At 68.2% G+C, this 15,547-nt stretch carries 15 protein-coding genes and 2 pseudogenes; 7 read left to right on the forward strand and 10 right to left on the reverse strand.

Features of this window, described 5'->3' with window-relative positions:
- Positions 1 to 60: 60 nt before the first annotated feature.
- Positions 61 to 1,221 (reverse strand): hypothetical protein, encoded by a 1,161-nt coding sequence (locus OHS59_RS43230; RefSeq protein WP_328498818.1) that lies wholly within the window; start codon positions 1,219 to 1,221, stop codon positions 61 to 63.
- Positions 1,222 to 1,614: 393 nt separating this feature from the next.
- Positions 1,615 to 2,274 carry a TetR/AcrR family transcriptional regulator gene (locus OHS59_RS43235; RefSeq protein ID WP_443061597.1) on the reverse strand — a complete coding sequence of 220 codons (660 nt, stop codon included), beginning with the start codon at positions 2,272 to 2,274 and terminating at the stop codon, positions 1,615 to 1,617.
- An 85-nt stretch (positions 2,275 to 2,359) separates the two neighbouring features.
- Between OHS59_RS43235 and OHS59_RS43240 the strand changes: the two genes are divergently transcribed.
- The 3 genes from OHS59_RS43240 to OHS59_RS43250 all read left to right on the forward strand — a co-directional run bounded on the left by OHS59_RS43240 (position 2,360) and on the right by OHS59_RS43250 (position 4,716).
- Positions 2,360 to 3,301 carry an aldo/keto reductase gene (locus OHS59_RS43240; protein WP_328498819.1) on the forward strand — a complete coding sequence of 314 codons (942 nt, stop codon included), beginning with the start codon at positions 2,360 to 2,362 and terminating at the stop codon, positions 3,299 to 3,301.
- Between the two features lie 172 nt (positions 3,302 to 3,473).
- A complete protein-coding gene (locus OHS59_RS43245) occupies positions 3,474 to 4,268 on the forward strand; it encodes a hypothetical protein (protein WP_328498820.1) in 795 nt (264 codons plus the stop codon).
- On the forward strand, positions 4,261 to 4,716 hold the full coding sequence (locus tag OHS59_RS43250; RefSeq protein WP_328498821.1) for a GntR family transcriptional regulator: 456 nt from the start codon (positions 4,261 to 4,263) through the stop codon (positions 4,714 to 4,716). The genes OHS59_RS43245 and OHS59_RS43250 overlap by 8 nt, the downstream gene beginning before the upstream one ends.
- 41 nt (positions 4,717 to 4,757) lie before the next feature.
- Here OHS59_RS43250 and OHS59_RS44660 read toward each other — a convergent pair whose 3' ends face one another.
- Both OHS59_RS44660 and OHS59_RS44665 read right to left on the reverse strand, forming a co-directional pair.
- On the reverse strand, positions 4,758 to 5,120 hold the full coding sequence (locus OHS59_RS44660) for a GNAT family N-acetyltransferase (RefSeq protein WP_443061598.1): 363 nt from the start codon (positions 5,118 to 5,120) through the stop codon (positions 4,758 to 4,760).
- A gap of 358 nt (positions 5,121 to 5,478) precedes the next feature.
- Positions 5,479 to 6,081, reverse strand: a pseudogene (locus OHS59_RS44665) (GNAT family N-acetyltransferase); the annotation flags it as partial.
- Positions 6,082 to 6,126: 45 nt separating this feature from the next.
- Between OHS59_RS44665 and OHS59_RS43260 the strand changes: the two are divergent.
- The gene (locus OHS59_RS43260; protein ID WP_328498822.1) at positions 6,127 to 6,606 is read left to right on the forward strand and encodes a DUF5959 family protein; all 480 of its coding nucleotides are present in this window, start codon (positions 6,127 to 6,129) and stop codon (positions 6,604 to 6,606) included.
- A gap of 682 nt (positions 6,607 to 7,288) precedes the next feature.
- A complete protein-coding gene (locus OHS59_RS43265; RefSeq protein ID WP_328498823.1) occupies positions 7,289 to 8,122 on the forward strand; it encodes a PIG-L family deacetylase in 834 nt (277 codons plus the stop codon).
- Positions 8,123 to 8,543: 421 nt separating this feature from the next.
- On the opposite strand, the gene OHS59_RS43270 is transcribed toward OHS59_RS43265, so the two are convergent.
- On the reverse strand, positions 8,544 to 9,044 hold the full coding sequence (locus OHS59_RS43270; RefSeq protein WP_328498824.1) for a GNAT family N-acetyltransferase: 501 nt from the start codon (positions 9,042 to 9,044) through the stop codon (positions 8,544 to 8,546).
- Between the two features lie 198 nt (positions 9,045 to 9,242).
- Here OHS59_RS43270 and OHS59_RS43275 point away from each other — a divergent pair, with 198 nt between their 5' ends.
- Complete coding sequence (locus OHS59_RS43275; RefSeq protein ID WP_328498825.1) at positions 9,243 to 9,938, forward strand: S1 family peptidase; 696 nt, start codon at positions 9,243 to 9,245, stop codon at positions 9,936 to 9,938.
- A 635-nt stretch (positions 9,939 to 10,573) separates the two neighbouring features.
- Here the strand turns inward: OHS59_RS43275 and OHS59_RS43280 are convergent.
- From OHS59_RS43280 to OHS59_RS43295, 4 genes and pseudogenes are all read right to left on the reverse strand, one after another.
- Positions 10,574 to 12,010 (reverse strand): FG-GAP repeat protein, encoded by a 1,437-nt coding sequence (locus tag OHS59_RS43280; protein ID WP_328498826.1) that lies wholly within the window; start codon positions 12,008 to 12,010, stop codon positions 10,574 to 10,576.
- A 280-nt stretch (positions 12,011 to 12,290) separates the two neighbouring features.
- Complete coding sequence (locus OHS59_RS43285; RefSeq protein WP_328498827.1) at positions 12,291 to 12,833, reverse strand: DUF6368 family protein; 543 nt, start codon at positions 12,831 to 12,833, stop codon at positions 12,291 to 12,293.
- A gap of 223 nt (positions 12,834 to 13,056) precedes the next feature.
- A complete protein-coding gene (locus OHS59_RS43290) occupies positions 13,057 to 13,479 on the reverse strand; it encodes a VOC family protein (protein ID WP_328498828.1) in 423 nt (140 codons plus the stop codon).
- A gap of 57 nt (positions 13,480 to 13,536) precedes the next feature.
- Positions 13,537 to 14,373: pseudogene (locus tag OHS59_RS43295) on the reverse strand (IS5 family transposase).
- A 157-nt stretch (positions 14,374 to 14,530) separates the two neighbouring features.
- Between OHS59_RS43295 and OHS59_RS43300 the strand changes: the two are divergent.
- On the forward strand, positions 14,531 to 14,863 hold the full coding sequence (locus OHS59_RS43300; protein WP_328498829.1) for a hypothetical protein: 333 nt from the start codon (positions 14,531 to 14,533) through the stop codon (positions 14,861 to 14,863).
- Between the two features lie 102 nt (positions 14,864 to 14,965).
- Here OHS59_RS43300 and OHS59_RS43305 read toward each other — a convergent pair whose 3' ends face one another.
- Positions 14,966 to 15,268 (reverse strand): antibiotic biosynthesis monooxygenase, encoded by a 303-nt coding sequence (locus OHS59_RS43305; protein ID WP_443061599.1) that lies wholly within the window; start codon positions 15,266 to 15,268, stop codon positions 14,966 to 14,968.
- Positions 15,269 to 15,547 lie beyond the last annotated feature (279 nt).

Genomic DNA, 15,547 nt, shown 5'->3' on the forward strand with positions numbered 1-15,547 from the left:
GCCAACATCCGTGGCCAACATCTGTGGCCAACACCGGACGGTCGCCACGCGCGGTGGGCGTCACATGTCTTGTCTGCTCGGGTCCCGGAAGCGGCCGAGTCCCTTTTTGATGGCGTTCAGCGGTGAACTGACGGCCTTGGCCGTATCCGACACGGGAGGCCGGGGCGTGCCGTCACCGCTGCTGAACTCGGCGAGCGCGGCCTGCGCCGCTTCGGCCGCCGCCTGGTAGAGCTCGCTGGACTTCGTCATGGCGTCGAGTGCTTCGGCGTACTTGACGACCATGGCCTGGGCGTGGACCAGTTCCTCGTCCGGGGTCAGCAGGTGCCAGCATTGGCGCAGCTGCGTCAGAGCCTGCTCGGCGCCCTCCGGAAGCGGTCGCGGCAGCTCGGCGAACTCCTCGATGAGGTCGAGGAGCTCTGCTGGTTCGGAGCCGTCCAGGAAGACGCTGTGCACGGTGAAGTGCTCCGCGTCGTGGTCCCGGTTCCGCGGCTGCGTGGGTAGGACGACGGCGCCGCCGCGCGGCAACCGCACGTTCAGCTCCCGCTTCATCGCGAAGTCGGCGATCTCCGCCTGGGCCGGCGTGGCCCGGTGCTCGATGACCTGGTGTCGCAGGCTCGGCGGCAGGAACGCGGAGACCGGCCGCTGCCCCTTCGCATCGGGTGTCATGGCTTCATGCACCACGACGTGGATGTACCAGGTGTTGCGGGAGACATCCCGCAGGTGGCGGCGCAGTTCGTTCTGGTCCGTCGGCATGTGGTTCGCCGTCCGCAGGCGCACACCGGGCAGCACGTCGTGGTCCCAGGCGACTCGGTCGCTGTCGGGCCAGAACATGGTGGCGGGCGAGGGCCACCGGGGATCCCATGCCGCCTCCGCCTCGGCGGCCAGGACCCAGGTGATCCCCTCGCTGTCCGAGCGACGGCCCCCGGGCTCGTACGTGGTCAGCTGTGCGCGCACCATGACGCCGTCGGTCACGCGCCAGCGGGCCTCGAAGAGCCGACGGGCCGACGGGCCGGGGCCGGCGGACTTCTCCCGCGGGTACAAAGGAGTGGAGCGGGCCGCCTCCACGGGGTCGAGGTCCAGATAGTCGTCGAGGACCCCGGCCGCTTTGAGAGCGATCACGTTGCGTCGGACGTCCTGCTCGGGATCGGGCCCGAGATGGCGCCCGCGTGCCAGCCATACGGTGCCGGGGACGGTCGTCGAAGAGCTGCTGTTCTTGGTCATGGAACCGTTCTGTGGAAGATCAAGGCCCGACCAGTATGGTCCCTGCCGCTGTACACGTCGTGCCGCCCCCCGTCCAACGGCGTGGCCGGCGAGGTGGTTACCGCCGCCTTCGACACCAACGGCCCGCGACGGTCTCCGGTGACGCCTGATGATGCCTGACGGAGGTCCCGCGCAACCTGCGCGAGGTGCCTGGCGTCGGCTGATCGGCGCCCGGGTCGTCACTGCGGCCGACGAATGGGCCGATGAATGGGCCAATGAATGGGCCGACGCCGACGCCCCACGCAGGGTGCGGGTCCGGGGGCGTCGCCGCACCCGGGCCGCGGATTGCTGCGGCCCGCCCCATGGGGCCCGCGTTACGGGGCCCGCCCCCACCCGCCGCCGCTGATCAGAGCCTCAGGCCCGGGATCCGCCTTCCGTCACCGGCCGCAGCGCATCCACCACCAGATCCAGCAGCCGTCCCGTCAGCTCCGGGCTGTTGCCGGCCGTCGTGGACAGGAACACCCCGAGGACCATCATCGTGACCTCCTCCGCCTCGACGTCTGCTCGCAGAGAGCCGGACCGCGCTCCGGCGTCGAGGATCAGCGCGATCGCCGCGGTGATCCGTTCCCGGGTGGCCGGTGTCGCGATGGTGCCTGAGGCCCAGCCCGCCCGAAGGGTCTCGGAGATGCCGCGCTTGGCCGCGGAGAAGGCCGCGTAGCGGTCCATCCACGCGCGCAGCGCCGCCTCGGGCGGGAGCTCGGAGAGCAGAGTGGGGGCGCTGGTCACGACCGCGTCGAGTTCGGCGGCGTATATGGCCTCGACGAGTGCTTCGCGGGTGGGGAAGTGGCGATAGAGGGTGCCGATCCCGACGCCGGCCTCGCGGGCGATGGCGTCGAGCGTGGCCTTGCCGTCGGTCGCGGTGAAGGCGTCGCGGGCGACGGCGAGCAGCCGCTCACGGTTGCGGCGGGCGTCGGCTCGGGCCGGGCGTCCGGCCGCTTCCGCGGCCCGGTCGGGGATGGCGGAGTCGGGGGTGGGGGTGAAGGAGTCGGGAGTGGGAGAGTCGGGCACAGTCAAAACGGAGGCCCTCCGGTTAGTGTTACGGTGCTCATTAACGGAGTCCCTCCGTTTACCCTCATCGTCTCACGAGAGCGAGACCGTCATGGCTTCGACCGCCCGGTCCGACCGGCTCACCGAAACTGCCGTCGGAGCGGCACGACCCGGCGGGCCCGGCGCGCTCGCGGGCCGCACCGTCTCCCGCGTCGGCTACGGCGCCATGCAGCTGCGGCGCCTGGATCGTGAGGCCGCGGTCGCGCTGCTGCGTCGCGCCGTCGAGCTCGGCGTCGATCACGTCGACACCGCCCACTTCTATGGCGACGGCTTCGTCAACGAGGTGATCGCCGCCGCGCTCCGCCCCGAGGACGACGTCCTGGTCGTCAGCAAGGTCGGCGCCGAGCCCGCCCCCGACGGCCCCGTCCCGCTGCGCCTCGCTCAGCGGCCCGAACAGCTGCGGGCCGCCGTCGAGGACAACCTCAAGGGCCTCCGACTCGAACAGATCCCCCTGGTCAACCTGCGCCGCGCCGACCGCGGCCCCGGGCTGCGCCCCGAGGGCGACCAGATCGTCGACCTCGACGACCAGCTCGCTGTGATGGCCGATCTGCGGGACGAAGGCAAGATCGGCGCCGTCGGCCTCAGCGGCGTCAGCCTGGACGGACTGCGCCAGGCGCTCCCGCTGGGCATCGCCTGTGTCCAGAATGCCTACAGCCTGGTGGCGCGCGACGACGAGGACATGCTGCGGCTCTGCCTCGCCGAGGACGTCGCCTGGGTGCCGTACTTCCCGCTCGGCGGCGCCTACGCGGGACTGCCGAAGGTCACCGACGAGCCCGCCGTCGTCACCGCCGCGCAGGCACTGGGCGTCTCCGCCGCACAGATCGGCCTGGCCTGGCTGCTCCACCACGCCCCGAACACGTTCCTCATCCCGGGCACCGCAGACCCGGAACACCTGCGGGCGAACACCGAGGCGGGCGCGATCACCCTCGACGAGGCGACGCTCGCCGCCCTCGACTCCGTCCCCACGCGCTCCGGCGACATCGAACTCGGATAGCGCCAACCCGCCCGTCGCCCGTACCGCCACCCGCTCCACGGAGGGCGAACTCGAAACAGCGCCAACCGATCCGGGAGTCTGCGGCATCTTGTATCGAGCGTTTGACACAAGCGCTCGGCCTGAGCCATCTTGTATCCACTGCTTGGTACAAGATGACCCGGGGGATCTTCACATGCTCGACGCCGTCCCGCTCCAGACCCGGATCCTCGACCACGCCGACCACTACGCCCGCTGGTCCTGTCTGGCGATCGGGATCGTGGCCGCACAGCATCTGGTCATGATGAACAGCAGCGACATCACGCTGCCCCTCGTGTTCGCCATCACCGCTTTCGGCCTGTGCGCGGTGGGCGGTGCCCTGCTCGGCGACGCACTCGCCCTGCACCCCCAGGAGGCGGTACGCACCGCGAGCCTGGCTCCGCGCCTCGTCCGGGACCAAGTGCCGCCCCGTATGGCGCCCTTGCTCCTTCTGCAGGCGGGATTCCTCGTGACCCTGCTGGTGATCGGCGCGTTCACAGCCTCCTCCAACGTCGACCGGCCCGACAGAGCGGGGGGTGTCCTCAACGTCACCTGCGAAGGGATGCGCACATCACTCGGCCCCTGGCCCGGCCTGTACTACAGCGGCCCGATGTTCGCCGCGCTCGCGGTCGCGACCCCCGTCTGCGTCTGGGCTCTGCGCCGCATAGCCCACGGCACGGGTGACGAACAGCAGCGCCGCGACCGTGCGTGGGCTGTCACCGGAGCCTGGGGGCTGCTGGTGTCGAGCCAGGTGCTGCTCGTCGTGCTGATGCTCTTCGTCGCGCTCACGGACAAGGCCTGCCTCGGCCCGCTCGGCGCTGCCACGATCGTGGCGCTCTGCCCCCTGGGCCTGCTGGGCATGTTCACTTTCGGATGGTCACTGGTCACTGTCGTGGCCCCCAGGGCGGTCGACGACGAGGCAGCCGAGAACGGGGTGTTCGACGATGAGTGAGCCCGCCGTACGCGTCGACACCACCAGCCAGGTACCGCCGTACGAGCAGATCCGCGCCCAACTGGCCGCGCTGATCCGCACCGGACGGCTGGCCGAGGGCGAGCGCCTGCCGACCGTGCGCCAACTCGCCACCGATCTCGGTCTGGCGCCGGGCACCGTGGCCCGCGCCTACCGAGAGCTGGAGGCCGCCGCGCTGATCCGCACCCGCCGTGGCGCGGGCACCCGGGTCGCACCGCTCCCACCGGATCCATACGCGCACGATGCCGACCAACTCACCACTTTGGCACGGGACTTCACCTCGGCCGCCCGAGCGCTCGGCGCCGACACGGAAGACATCCTGACCGCCGTCCGTGACGCCCTGGATCCAGAGGCGGCCTCCTCTCCGGCCGCGGACGGAAAGAGGAGGGACGGCCACAAGACGGCGGGCGTCACACCGGTGGTTCAGTAGCCGGGCGGGGGAGGGACAGGGTGAATCGTCCGGTGCTCAGCTCACGGGAGCTCCGGCTCCTGATGACCAGTCAATCTCGTTTCTGCTGAGGCAGCCTGACCACACGGCGCAACCCTGTTCAGTGCTTCAGAAAGGCAGGTCGCGCAGATCCACATCAACGGTGGGATGAGGCAGGCCAGGTCGTAGATCATGGTGGTCAGCGGCGAGGTCCGTTCACCGTCGGGCTGCCGGAAGGTGACGGGCACGGAGAGTCGGCTCCACCCCAGCTGGGCGTACAGCGGGACCAGGTCCGGGCTGCAGAGCAGAACCATGGTCTCGGCGCCGGCTGCCCGTGCGTGTTCGACCGCCACGCTGATCACCGTCCGGGCGATGCCCCGGGTTCGATGCGCGGGGTGCACCAGCACGCCGCCCAGCCCCGCGGTACGGCGACGATCCGTCGAAGAGCATGTCCCCCAGCAGCCATCCCGCCGAAGCCACCGGTCGTCCTGCGGAGACAGCGGTGAGGGTGTGCTGCTTGTCGGCCCACACCAGGCCGAGCCCGTTCACCCCGAAGGGATCGGGCAGGCCGTCGCGGAGTGCGGCTTCGTCATCCGCGGACCCGGGGCCCGACACATGGATCAACCGGAGGTCCGTACCCTCGTCGTCCACCGCATGCTCCGCGGCGGCTGCAGCGGCGGTGGCGGTCGTGGCGGCGGGGCCGAACCGGTAGCGCAGGCACTGCAGGCCGCTGGACCGGAGGGTCCCGTCGGCCTGGGCGCCCAGGCGGCGCAGAGCCGCGATCGAGGCCGTATTGCCGGGCAGTACGAAGGCGAAGACGGCAGGGAGCGTGAGGCGGCGAAACGCCAGGTCCAGGCACGCACGGCCCGCCTCGGAGGGGATCCCACGGCCCTGGGCCCGCGGGTGTACGGCGAAACCGAGGTCAACTCCGTGCCGTGCCCGATTACGCAGTCCCACCCGGCCGAGAAACGTGTGCGTCGCGGCATCCCTGACCGCGAAGTCGCCGTAGCCGTGTCTGGTCCAGTGGGCGACGTGGTCGTCACACATGGCCTCGGCCGCGGACCGACTGTCCGCCCGGCCGGTCGCCAGCCAACGCATGACGCTGTCCTGACTGACCACGGCCTCGAACAGGTCGTCACTGTCCCCGCGCCCGATCGGCTCCATCACGAGCCTCTGGGTACGCAGAACAGGTCCACTCGACCGGGCCACTCGGCAACTCCTCTCGACCGGGAACCGAACGAGCGTACACAGCGGCTGTGTTGGACCGATCGGTTGGCAACCGCCGGTCCGCCGAACCGGCGGACCGGTCCGGACACGGCGCCGGGGCCGGTTCGCGACTCGTGCATCAAGACCTGGAATGTGCATCATGATCCGGAGTAATAGCGGTATCAGGAGTACCGGGAGGGCGCGGGGATGAGTGACGGGGTGGACCTGATTCGCCTGATCCGCCTGATCCGCCCGATCGACCGGGACGGCAGCGTCCGACTACGCGTACTGGGGCGGAACAGGCCCGGGGACACGCCGTACAACGACTACCTCGGTGCCGAGCTCATCATCACGGGCGCCTTCGCCGGCGGGCACCTCGGGCTGTGCTTGTCACCCGAAGCCCTGGATGACTGGTCCACGGCCCTGGAGGGGTTTTCCGACAGGCAGGGCATCCGTTGGACGGCCATGGGCGACACCGAGATCCGGATCGAGGCCGACAGACAATTCTCGGTGCCCCGTCCCGTCGTCACGGTCGACGACAGTGTCGAGTCCGGCGTTTCCGTCACCGTCGTACTGGATCCGGGGAACGGCTGGGTGGACGAATTGCGTGAGCAACTCGTCCGGGTCCGGCGGACGTGGCCGAACGAGGTGGCGACGACACCTCGGTCAGGAACCTACTGGCAATGAGTTCAGGCGTGGCCAGAAGGTGAGTACGCATCCGGGAGTGAGGAAGACCTCGTCGATGTCGTCGCGGATCGCCCGCCGGATCCGCGGGCGGCGGTGCAGGTGCAGTTGGGCTAGTCCGTGTCCGTGATCACGGCGACGCCTATTGCGCCGTAACGAGGTACATACCGCCCGGATGGCGAGCGCAGTTGTTCGTTCGCGTGAAGGCGTTCGAAATGGAGTAATTCGCGCATGGTGACCTTTTCTCCACGCCCCCTGCCGTGGTGACGACGGCCGTGCGGGCATTTTGTCGGGTGCCACCGACAATCGCCCGAACGTGGAGCCTCGCCGGTACGGTGCGCTCCGTACCCCCGAACATCCGATGCGATCTTGTAGGGTCTCGAATCTCGTGTCTCGTGCCGGAATCTCATGTCCGGTGCCGGAAGAGGTCGGAATCGACGTGGCGCCGAGGCGTGCAGGTCGCGCCTGTGCGTCAGTCGCGTCGAAACGCCGATTCCCACAAGGCCAAACGGGCCGCACCGGGAACAGCAGGTGCGGTCGGCACGGTTGTATCGAGCGAGGCACCGGCGCCGCACGGGGACACGGAGACCGCAAGGTTGTCCGCCGCGCCAGGATCCGGGCCCCGGGATCGCGGTACAAGCACCGCGTTTTCATACCTTGACGTAATTCTGCAGAAGGATTTTTCATGACTGACCGGCCTTTGACGCTGATGGCAGTGCACGCCCACCCCGACGACGAGGCCACCGGCACCGGAGGGGTCCTCGCACGGTATGCGGCGGAAGGCATCCGCACGGTTCTCGTGACCTGTACCGACGGCGGTTGCGGCGATGGGCCGGGGGGTGTCAAGCCGGGCGACCCCGGTCACGATCCGGCGGCCGTCGCCTTGATGCGCCGTCAAGAACTTCAGGAGAGCTGTGATGTCCTGAAGATCAGCGATCTGGAGACGCTGGACTACGCCGACTCGGGGATGATGGGCTGGCCGAGCAACGAGGCCCCCGGATCCTTCTGGCAGACCCCCGTGGAGGAAGGTGCCGCCAGGCTTGCGGAACTCATGCGGCACTACCAGCCCGATGTGGTCGTCACGTACGACGAGAACGGCTTCTACGGCCACCCCGACCACATCCAGGCCCACCGCATCACGATGGCGGCGCTGGAGATGACCACGCTGACCCCGAAGGTGTACTGGACCACGATGCCCCGCTCGATGATGCAGCGGTTCGGCGAGATCATGCGCGAGTTCCACGAGGACATGCCGGAGCCGGATCCTGCCGAGGCCGCCGAGATGGCCAAGATCGGCCTCCCCGACGATGAGATCAGCACGTGGGTGGACACCACCGCGTTCAGCGGCCAGAAGTTCGACGCGCTGGCCGCGCACGCCAGTCAGGGCGAGAACATCTTCTTCCTCAAGATGGGCAAGGAGAGGTTCGGTGAACTGATGGGCGTGGAAACCTTCGTACGCGTCCAGGACGCCACCGGCGCGGCCCTCTCCGAGAACGACCTCTTCGCCGGACTGCGCTGACGCGTCGGTCCGACGGCCGGGAGAGCGCATAGGCCGCACCGCGCGATCGGGCAGGTCCCGCGCCTGGAGGCTTGTGCGCTCTGTGCCGCCACCTGAAGGCGCGCCGTCACACAGATGGTGCGCCTTCACGACGACATCGAGGCGAGCCGGATCGTCGTCCCCGCCCGTCGCGAAGCGAGTACACGGCGCTTTACTGACCGCCTGCTCGCCACGCTCGCCCCCCTCCGGCATGGCGGTACACACGACGTACGGATCTGCTGGGTGGGTGTGGACCGTTCCTCCGTCGCCCGTGCATCAACCGTGCGATCGCAACGTCAGCGAGCTACACAGCCGGATGTCTGCATCCGGCCGCGCAACCGCGCTGGGTCGGCAGGGGCCGAATCTCGCCGTGTCGCGGCCGTCGGCGCACTGTCGTGGCCTTTCATACAGCACGTTGCATGCACACCAGTTGCCCCCGCTCGTCCCATGACCGGGTGACGGTGAAGCCGAGTCGTTCGTACAGGGCAATGGCCCCGGTCCGCCATTCCCACACCGAGAGCCGGATGGTGTCCACGCCGTTCTCCGCAGCATGAGTGAGCGCGGCGCGGAGCAAGGCGGACGCAATGCCCCGGCCGCGGAACTCGGGGTCGGTCCAGAGCCGCTTGATCTCCGACTGCCCGTGTGCGAGGGAGGTCACTACAAGACACCCGACGGTGGCGTCCCCCTGGCGAGCCACCAGTACGACATCCCCGGCGAATGCCGTCCGAGGGTCGGTGATCTCTGCCCGGTAGCGATCCGGCAGCTCTGCAACACCGGCAACTGGTGCGCCCTTCTCGGCCTCGGTCCGCAGATGGTAGGCCGTCAGCAAGGCGGCCAGGCCGTCCCCGATCGGAGGGGTCTGGTCGGGCCAGCGGACGACGGCAACCTCGGGGTGATCAGCCATGATGCGAGCATCACACGACAGCGACCGCGTTCCGCGCGAGCCCGTGATGTTGGCGTGGAGGGATGCAGGGCTTCTTGGTGTTCCCCCCCGTTCCCGGTGGTGTGCGGTTGGCGTTTTTCGGCCTGGTCATCGGGGTCCGGGGGGCCGCATGCTGGCAGGTACATGCTGTAGGGGGTCGCCGTGATTGTCATACGCTCCGTGAGGCTTCTGCGAGTCGTTGTTCGTGCCGTTGTCGTACTGGCATTGCTCTTCGGCGGGTCCGTCGCTGTCGGGTCGGCCGCTCACGCCGGGGAGCGGGCAGGGCGGGAGGCGGCTGTCGTGGTGCGTGGGGGTGACACGCTCTACAGCGCGGGCACCCGTTGCACGGTGGGCTTCAACGCCCGTTCCGGCTCCACGCTGTACGCCTTTGTCTCGGGCCGGTGCGCTCAGGGTGCGAACACCTGGTACGCCGATGCCGCTCTGACTGTCAGCGTCGGGGTCACTGTCGGGGTGAGCTTCCCGGGCAATGACTATGCGACTGTCCGGTACACGAATACGGCGGTCACCTACCCGGGTGAGGTCTCGCTGGGCGCCGGTGCTGGTACCCGTGACATCTCCGGCGCGGCGAATCCCGTGATCGGGCAGTCGCTCTGCCATGTCGGGAGGGTCGGCGGATACCGCTGTGGCAGCGTCCAGGCGGTGAACGTCACCGTCAACTACGGCGGGGGAGTGGTGTCCGGGCTGTTCAGGTCCACCATCTGCTCCGAGCCGGGAGACACCGGAGGTCCGGCCTTCTCGGGAGGCATCGCGCTCGGCGTCATCGTCGGCGGCAGCGGGAACTGCAGCTCGGGAGGGTTCACTTACTACCAGCCCGTGGTCGAGTGGCTGTCAGCGTACGGCCTGAGCATCTACTGAGATCGCCGGGCACGCGAAGCTGGTCGCCTCCTGGTTGGCTGCCCGCCGTCTCTTCACGCGCGCGCTGGCGCACTGGTGAGGGCTCCGGTATGTGGCTGGAATATGCCATGGGCACGCGGGGCGGTGAGATAGTCGCTGTTGGAGGGCGTCGCCGGAGTCCGGCGGCTTCATCGAGCGCCGTACGACCGGAGAGCTCACGGCGCTCTCGCAGGCGGCCCCGTTTCGCCTCCCCGCCGGGCGGGGCTGCCTCAGTCCGACCGGACCGCTGCTGGAACTGGTCGGAGCGCCACGATCGAGCACGGAATGCTCAGCGCCTCCGTCATTCAGTGACTCGCAGTCGACTGACGTAGTGGCGCACGCTCGCGGGCCCGCGGCTTCGTGCCGTCGACGTCCCGCGATACAGCCGACCAGGACATGAACGTACCCGTCACGGTTCAGGTCGGGCCCCAGGCTCGGGCTCCAGGTGGCCGCCGCAGACGTGGCGACGGCCGCCCGGAGCCCGAACCTCGCCGATGCGAGGACGGCGGCGGAGCCGGGCAGGGCGGCCGAGAGGCTCCTGATCTCCTAGGGTGCCCAGGTGGTCCAGCGCACACGTAGGGAAGGCAAGAGCCAGGTGCCGGAGGGCGCGTGAACGGCTAAAGCCCCAGCACTTCGCCGTACTTGATGGCGCCGTAGGGCAGCGCGAAGCCGTAAGGCGTCAACGACTTGCCCAGCGGGTACGTCTCCTCGGTGCTGCCCGGCGCGAACCAGACGCCACCGGACCTGGACTCACCGGCGTTCTCCCCTGGTGCGCTCACCGCGGTGTCCCACAGTCCGTCACGGTTGTAGTCGCCGACGGACACCTGGGCGCCGAAGCGGTCGCCGGCCTCGGCGGTGCCGGGCATGTTCGGAGTGCTCTGGCTGCGGGCCAGCCCTCCGTAGGGGCCTTGCTCCGTACCGTTCATCGTGACGTATCCGCCCGCGTCCTTCACGCTGCCCACGTCCTCGCCGGGCACGCCGACCACCAGTTCAGGACGAGTGTCGTCGTTCAGGTCGCCGGCGGACAGCGAGGCGCCGAAGTCGTCTCCTTCCTCGGAGGCGCCGCCGACCTCCGGGTTCGACTGGGTGATGCACTCGTACTCGGTGCCGAAGTTCGCGCTCTTCGAGCCCTTGAGGAGGAGCACCGCACCGCCGAGCCGGTTCTCACAATGCGTGCTCTCCGAATCGGGGTTGGGCTGGACGAGCCCGACCGCGAGGTCGTCCGTTCCGTCCCGGTCGAAGTCGGCGGTGGCGAGCGCGCTGCCTCGGTCGGAGTCGGCGTACCACTGGGCCGGCTCGGCCTGATCGTCCCAGCGCGTGATGAAGGTGCTGGCGTCCTCCACGCCCTGCCAGGTGGCGGCGAGGTCGTCCCGGCCGTCGCCGTCGAGGTCGCCGGTGGCCAGGGCGCGGGTGGCGCCGCCCATGCTGTAGCGGCGCAGGGTGCTGGTGGTCACCGGGTCGGCGGTGAGAGGGCCCGGGCGGAACCGGAGCGCGCCGTGTTCCTCGCCGTTCTCGCCGAACGCGAGGTCGGTGTCACCGTCGCCGTCGTAGTCGCCCGTGGCGATGGTGCGGCCGATGCTGCTGTACTCGGACGTGCCCCTGGCCACGGTGGTGCCCTTGGGCTGCCACTGCAAGCCGTCCAGGACGGTGATGGTGCCCTCGTCCTTGAGCTGGTCGGAGGTGAGGGACTCGCCGCTCGCGCCGACGACGAGTTCGAAGACGCCGTCGCCGTTCACGTCGACGGGTGCCACGGAGGAGCCGAAGCGGTCGCCCGCCTCGGGCGTGCCGGGAATGCCGGCCTCGGCCTGGCTGATGACGCCGGTGGACTGGTACGGGCTCTGCGCGCCGCCGTAGATCACGCTGACGTAGCCGGCCTTGGCCTTGCCGTCCACCGTGGCGTTGGGCATGCCGACCGCGATGTCCGCGTATCCGTCGCCGTTGAAGTCGAACCGCGGAGTCGTTGCCGCCACGGCGCTTCCGGCGAGCGGCAGAGTCAGACCGGTGGCGGTGAGCGCCGCTACTGCGGCGGTGGCGGCCAGGGTACGTACACGCACAGGGCAACTCCCGTAGTCAAAAGGGAAAACAAGGGGAAGGGGCTTCCGGGGCTGTGACTCATGAGGCGTACGAAGGGTTGTGCGGAGGTGTCTCTCCGGTGAACTCGACCTGTGTCAGCACGAGTTCACCTCCCAGGGGTCCGCCGGAGCCAGGTATGGAAATCCGGCGCCGTCGAAGGCCACGTCAACCGGATCAAGACTGAGGCGGCGGACGTTCGGCCGAGCAGGCTTCCCCCTGTACGCAAGCGTGCTTCTGGCACGAAAACTCACTGGCCCGCAGCTACTTCAGGAGCCGGAAGCCGGGCTGCCGAGCCCACGCTCTGAGGAAATCCGCTGAACCGTAGGCGGCAGGCCACGGATCCGTCATCGTCGCGATGACGCCTGGAAGGCCGGTCACAATCGGGATTTGATCCTCAAGAAGTTCGGCATTGGCGACGCCGCCGATCACGTCCATGACGGCAGCGGTCAACAGGGCCGTGGCGACGTGGTCGACCGGCCCGTTACAGAACGCTATGACGTCGACGGCGTGGGTCGGGATGAAGCCGATGAGGGGTTCCTGCTCGGTCTCGTCGGCATGCTCGGCCTCGAAGACGGCTTCGTCGCCGATGCCGGGTCCCCTGAGAGAGACCATGACAGGCCGGCGTCCGTCGATGCCGCCGGTGTCGGCGATGCCGAGGCTCTCCGCGTGAATGTTCAGGTCGTACTCGCCGACCCGTTTTTCCTCAAAGTGAGATGAGGAACGGACAAGGAGGTCCCGGAGCCGCTGCATGGATACGGGTGGGACGGGCTTCGCCAGCTCAATCACCAACACCGGACCGCTCATGACGAGAGCCTAGCCAGCCTGGGGTCCTGTGCCCAACCGCTTACTCAACGTGCCCTCACCACACAGGCTGAGCCAGAAACCCTAGTCAGGTTCTGGCCTCAGGTTCGGTGGTGACAACGCTGGGTGAGCGGGAAAATCTCTCTGACGGCGGGGGAAGTTGCCCCCCCAAATGATCAATCGTGATTGAGAGCCTAGGGCGTGTTTGGAGAGTCGGGGGTAGCTGTTAGCCAGTGGTTGGTGAAGGCGATGAGGTGCGTGGGCGATGGGCTCGAACGTCCACAGGCCGTCCATCGGGATCGCGGGCTGTCATCGTCCACTGCGTGGGCAGGGTCTCGATCTGTCCGACCGGCCATCCAGCGGCCAGGATCTGGTCGCGGACCTCACGCAGTTGCGCGTGTGTTCCTACGCGCAGCCCCCATCCGGCCTTGCTGAGAGGATCGAGATCAGTGGTGGGGGCGGTAGTGGTTTCGACGATCATCAGGTGGTCATCGCTGCCGACATCGACGACTGCGATCCGAGGATCAGCAGGGGTTGCGGCGCGCTCGAATGTGAGTACTGCTCCGAGCAACTCCGTGTAGTACGTCACGAGCCGGTCGAGGTCGGTTGTGGACAGAGTCAGATGGTTGATTCCGAAGAGTTCGGGCATGGTGGGCCAACTGTATTGCAGCCGCTGGAGGGCGCCTGGGTCGTGGTTGCGATGTGGTCACAGCGCCTGGCGTATCAAGGTGAGTCGGATGGTGGCCTCGTAGCGGACGGCGAGTTTCTCGTAGCGTGTCGCGACACCTCGTGCCTGCTCGAGGAGACCGATCCGGCACTCGATCTTGTGTCTGGCCTTGTATTTCTCATGGCCGAAGCCAGGTGGGCGGCCGTCGGCCGAACCTCGGCGTCGGTGGTGGCCGGCCTGGTCGTGCTTCTCCGGAATGGTGTGAGGGATCTGCCGACGGTGCAGATACTCGCGGATCTGGCGAGAGGAGTAGGCGCGGTCGGCCAGTACGCCGGCGGGTCGAGTGTGCGGATGTCCGCCGCCGATCCGCGCAACGCGGATGCGGTCCATGACCTCGGTGAAAATCGGGGCATCGGCTCGTTGTCCAGCGGTGACGACGGCGGTCAGGACGTGGAAGGAGGCGTCGACGGCCAGGTGAATCTTGGTGGTCAGGCCACCTCGCGAGCGGCCGAGTGCGTGGTCGTCCGGCTCGGCCGCCGGCCCGTCCGGACTTGGTCGGCCTGGATCGGCAGCCCGCTTTGCGAGCCCCGGCGGCGTGCTGGTGGGCCCGGCTGATTGTGAAATCGACCGACACCTCCCACTCGGTGTGTCCAGCAGCATCGGCTTTGACCTGCAGCTTCTTCAAGACCTGGCCCAGGTGCCGTCGATCTGCCAGCGACGAAGGAGCGTGTAGGCGGTCTCCCACGGGCCGTACCGCTCAGGTATGTCCCGCCAGGGCGAACCGGTGCGAGCACGCCATCAGATCCCGTCGAGGACCTGCCGCCGGTCCCGTGGCGGCCGACCCATCTTCGGAATCGGCGGCAACAGTCGCTCCAACCGTACCTACTGTTTGTTCGTCAGGTCACCACGAGCCATCCCAAGATCGTGGCACGACCTTGATCAACCTCTCAAACACGCCCTAGTAGTGGGGGTGGAACGGGGTTGCCCCTGCATTTGTAAGCCCTATGTGACCTTCGATAGGTAATATGCGGCCATGGGATCAGGTCTGGGCGAGGGTGATGGTTGCGAACTGCCCGCCACCGCTGTCTGCTGGCTCGCCGACGATCCACAACCGGGCCTCATCCTGGTGGAGTTCGCGGACGTTTACGACCGCCCCCACCAGCTGGTGGGTAAGACCGCCTACTTCGACGGAGACCTGCAGCCGACCTCGCCCTACCCGTGCCCGACCAGCATCCAGTGCACGATCGAAGAGGTCGCTGACGACGTTGCGACAGTGAGCACGTGGTGGTTGGAGGGTGGTCCCAACAGCACGCGTTTCGTCTTCGACCTCTGGTTGGACATCCTCGGGCCGACTACCGACGTCTGACTTGGCGGCTTTGTTCAGGATGTTCGGTTCTGGCGCGACTTCCGTGCAGAGGTCGCCGGGAGTGACCGCCGACGATGGAGAACACCTTCAGGCGGTCGGGAGTCAGGTCAAAGATGCGAGCGTGAAGTGCCGCACCTGCAGCGGCCCAACGAGGTACTCGTCCTCACCCGGCAGGACCACGGGTTGGTCCCGCCAGTGCTCGCCGGCGTAGTTGGCCAGGTCCTGCTCGCTGCGCCAACGGCTGACGTACAGCAGTGAGTCAGGCGGCGCGAGCAGTACCTCGTGGTCTACCAGACCTGGATAGCGGTCGGGGAAGTCGCGCACCGCGGAGACGATCATGTCGCGGAATGCGTCAAAACGTTCCGGACGTACGCGTGCCTCACTCACTCTGATGATCACGACCATCAGAGTGGCACATGGGCAGCTGCGGCGTCCTCTTCTTGGCGCCGGCTGCACAACGTGCTCTCACGGGAGAACGCTCACTTCGAGGAACCGCCTCCAGGATGCTCAACGACGTTCCACTGAAGCTGAGATGAGAGACAGGCGCGCGAGGTCGTCGGGAGGGGGCTGGGGGCCCCAGCGCGTACAGGTGTCCGCTCCAGCGCGTACAGGTGTCCGCTGTAGCCGACGGCGACCGTGCGCCGCGCCAGGTTGTTCCCGGACTGTTGTCTGCCTGCCAGTGAC

Source organism: Streptomyces sp. NBC_00414 (assembly GCF_036038375.1).
Classification (GTDB): domain Bacteria; phylum Actinomycetota; class Actinomycetes; order Streptomycetales; family Streptomycetaceae; genus Streptomyces.

Coding starts and splice junctions, on each gene's coding strand:
- OHS59_RS43230 (WP_328498818.1), bottom strand. CDS start 1,221: ATGACCAAGAACAGCAGCTCTTCGACGACCGTCCCCGGCACCGTATGG.
- OHS59_RS43240 (WP_328498819.1), top strand. CDS start 2,360: ATGGCTTCGACCGCCCGGTCCGACCGGCTCACCGAAACTGCCGTCGGA.
- OHS59_RS43245 (WP_328498820.1), top strand. CDS start 3,474: ATGCTCGACGCCGTCCCGCTCCAGACCCGGATCCTCGACCACGCCGAC.
- OHS59_RS43250 (WP_328498821.1), top strand. CDS start 4,261: ATGAGTGAGCCCGCCGTACGCGTCGACACCACCAGCCAGGTACCGCCG.
- OHS59_RS43260 (WP_328498822.1), top strand. CDS start 6,127: ATGAGTGACGGGGTGGACCTGATTCGCCTGATCCGCCTGATCCGCCCG.
- OHS59_RS43265 (WP_328498823.1), top strand. CDS start 7,289: ATGACTGACCGGCCTTTGACGCTGATGGCAGTGCACGCCCACCCCGAC.
- OHS59_RS43270 (WP_328498824.1), bottom strand. CDS start 9,044: ATGGCTGATCACCCCGAGGTTGCCGTCGTCCGCTGGCCCGACCAGACC.
- OHS59_RS43285 (WP_328498827.1), bottom strand. CDS start 12,833: ATGAGCGGTCCGGTGTTGGTGATTGAGCTGGCGAAGCCCGTCCCACCC.
- OHS59_RS43290 (WP_328498828.1), bottom strand. CDS start 13,479: ATGCCCGAACTCTTCGGAATCAACCATCTGACTCTGTCCACAACCGAC.
- OHS59_RS43300 (WP_328498829.1), top strand. CDS start 14,531: ATGGGATCAGGTCTGGGCGAGGGTGATGGTTGCGAACTGCCCGCCACC.
- OHS59_RS43305 (WP_443061599.1), bottom strand. CDS start 15,268: ATGGTCGTGATCATCAGAGTGAGTGAGGCACGCGTACGTCCGGAACGT.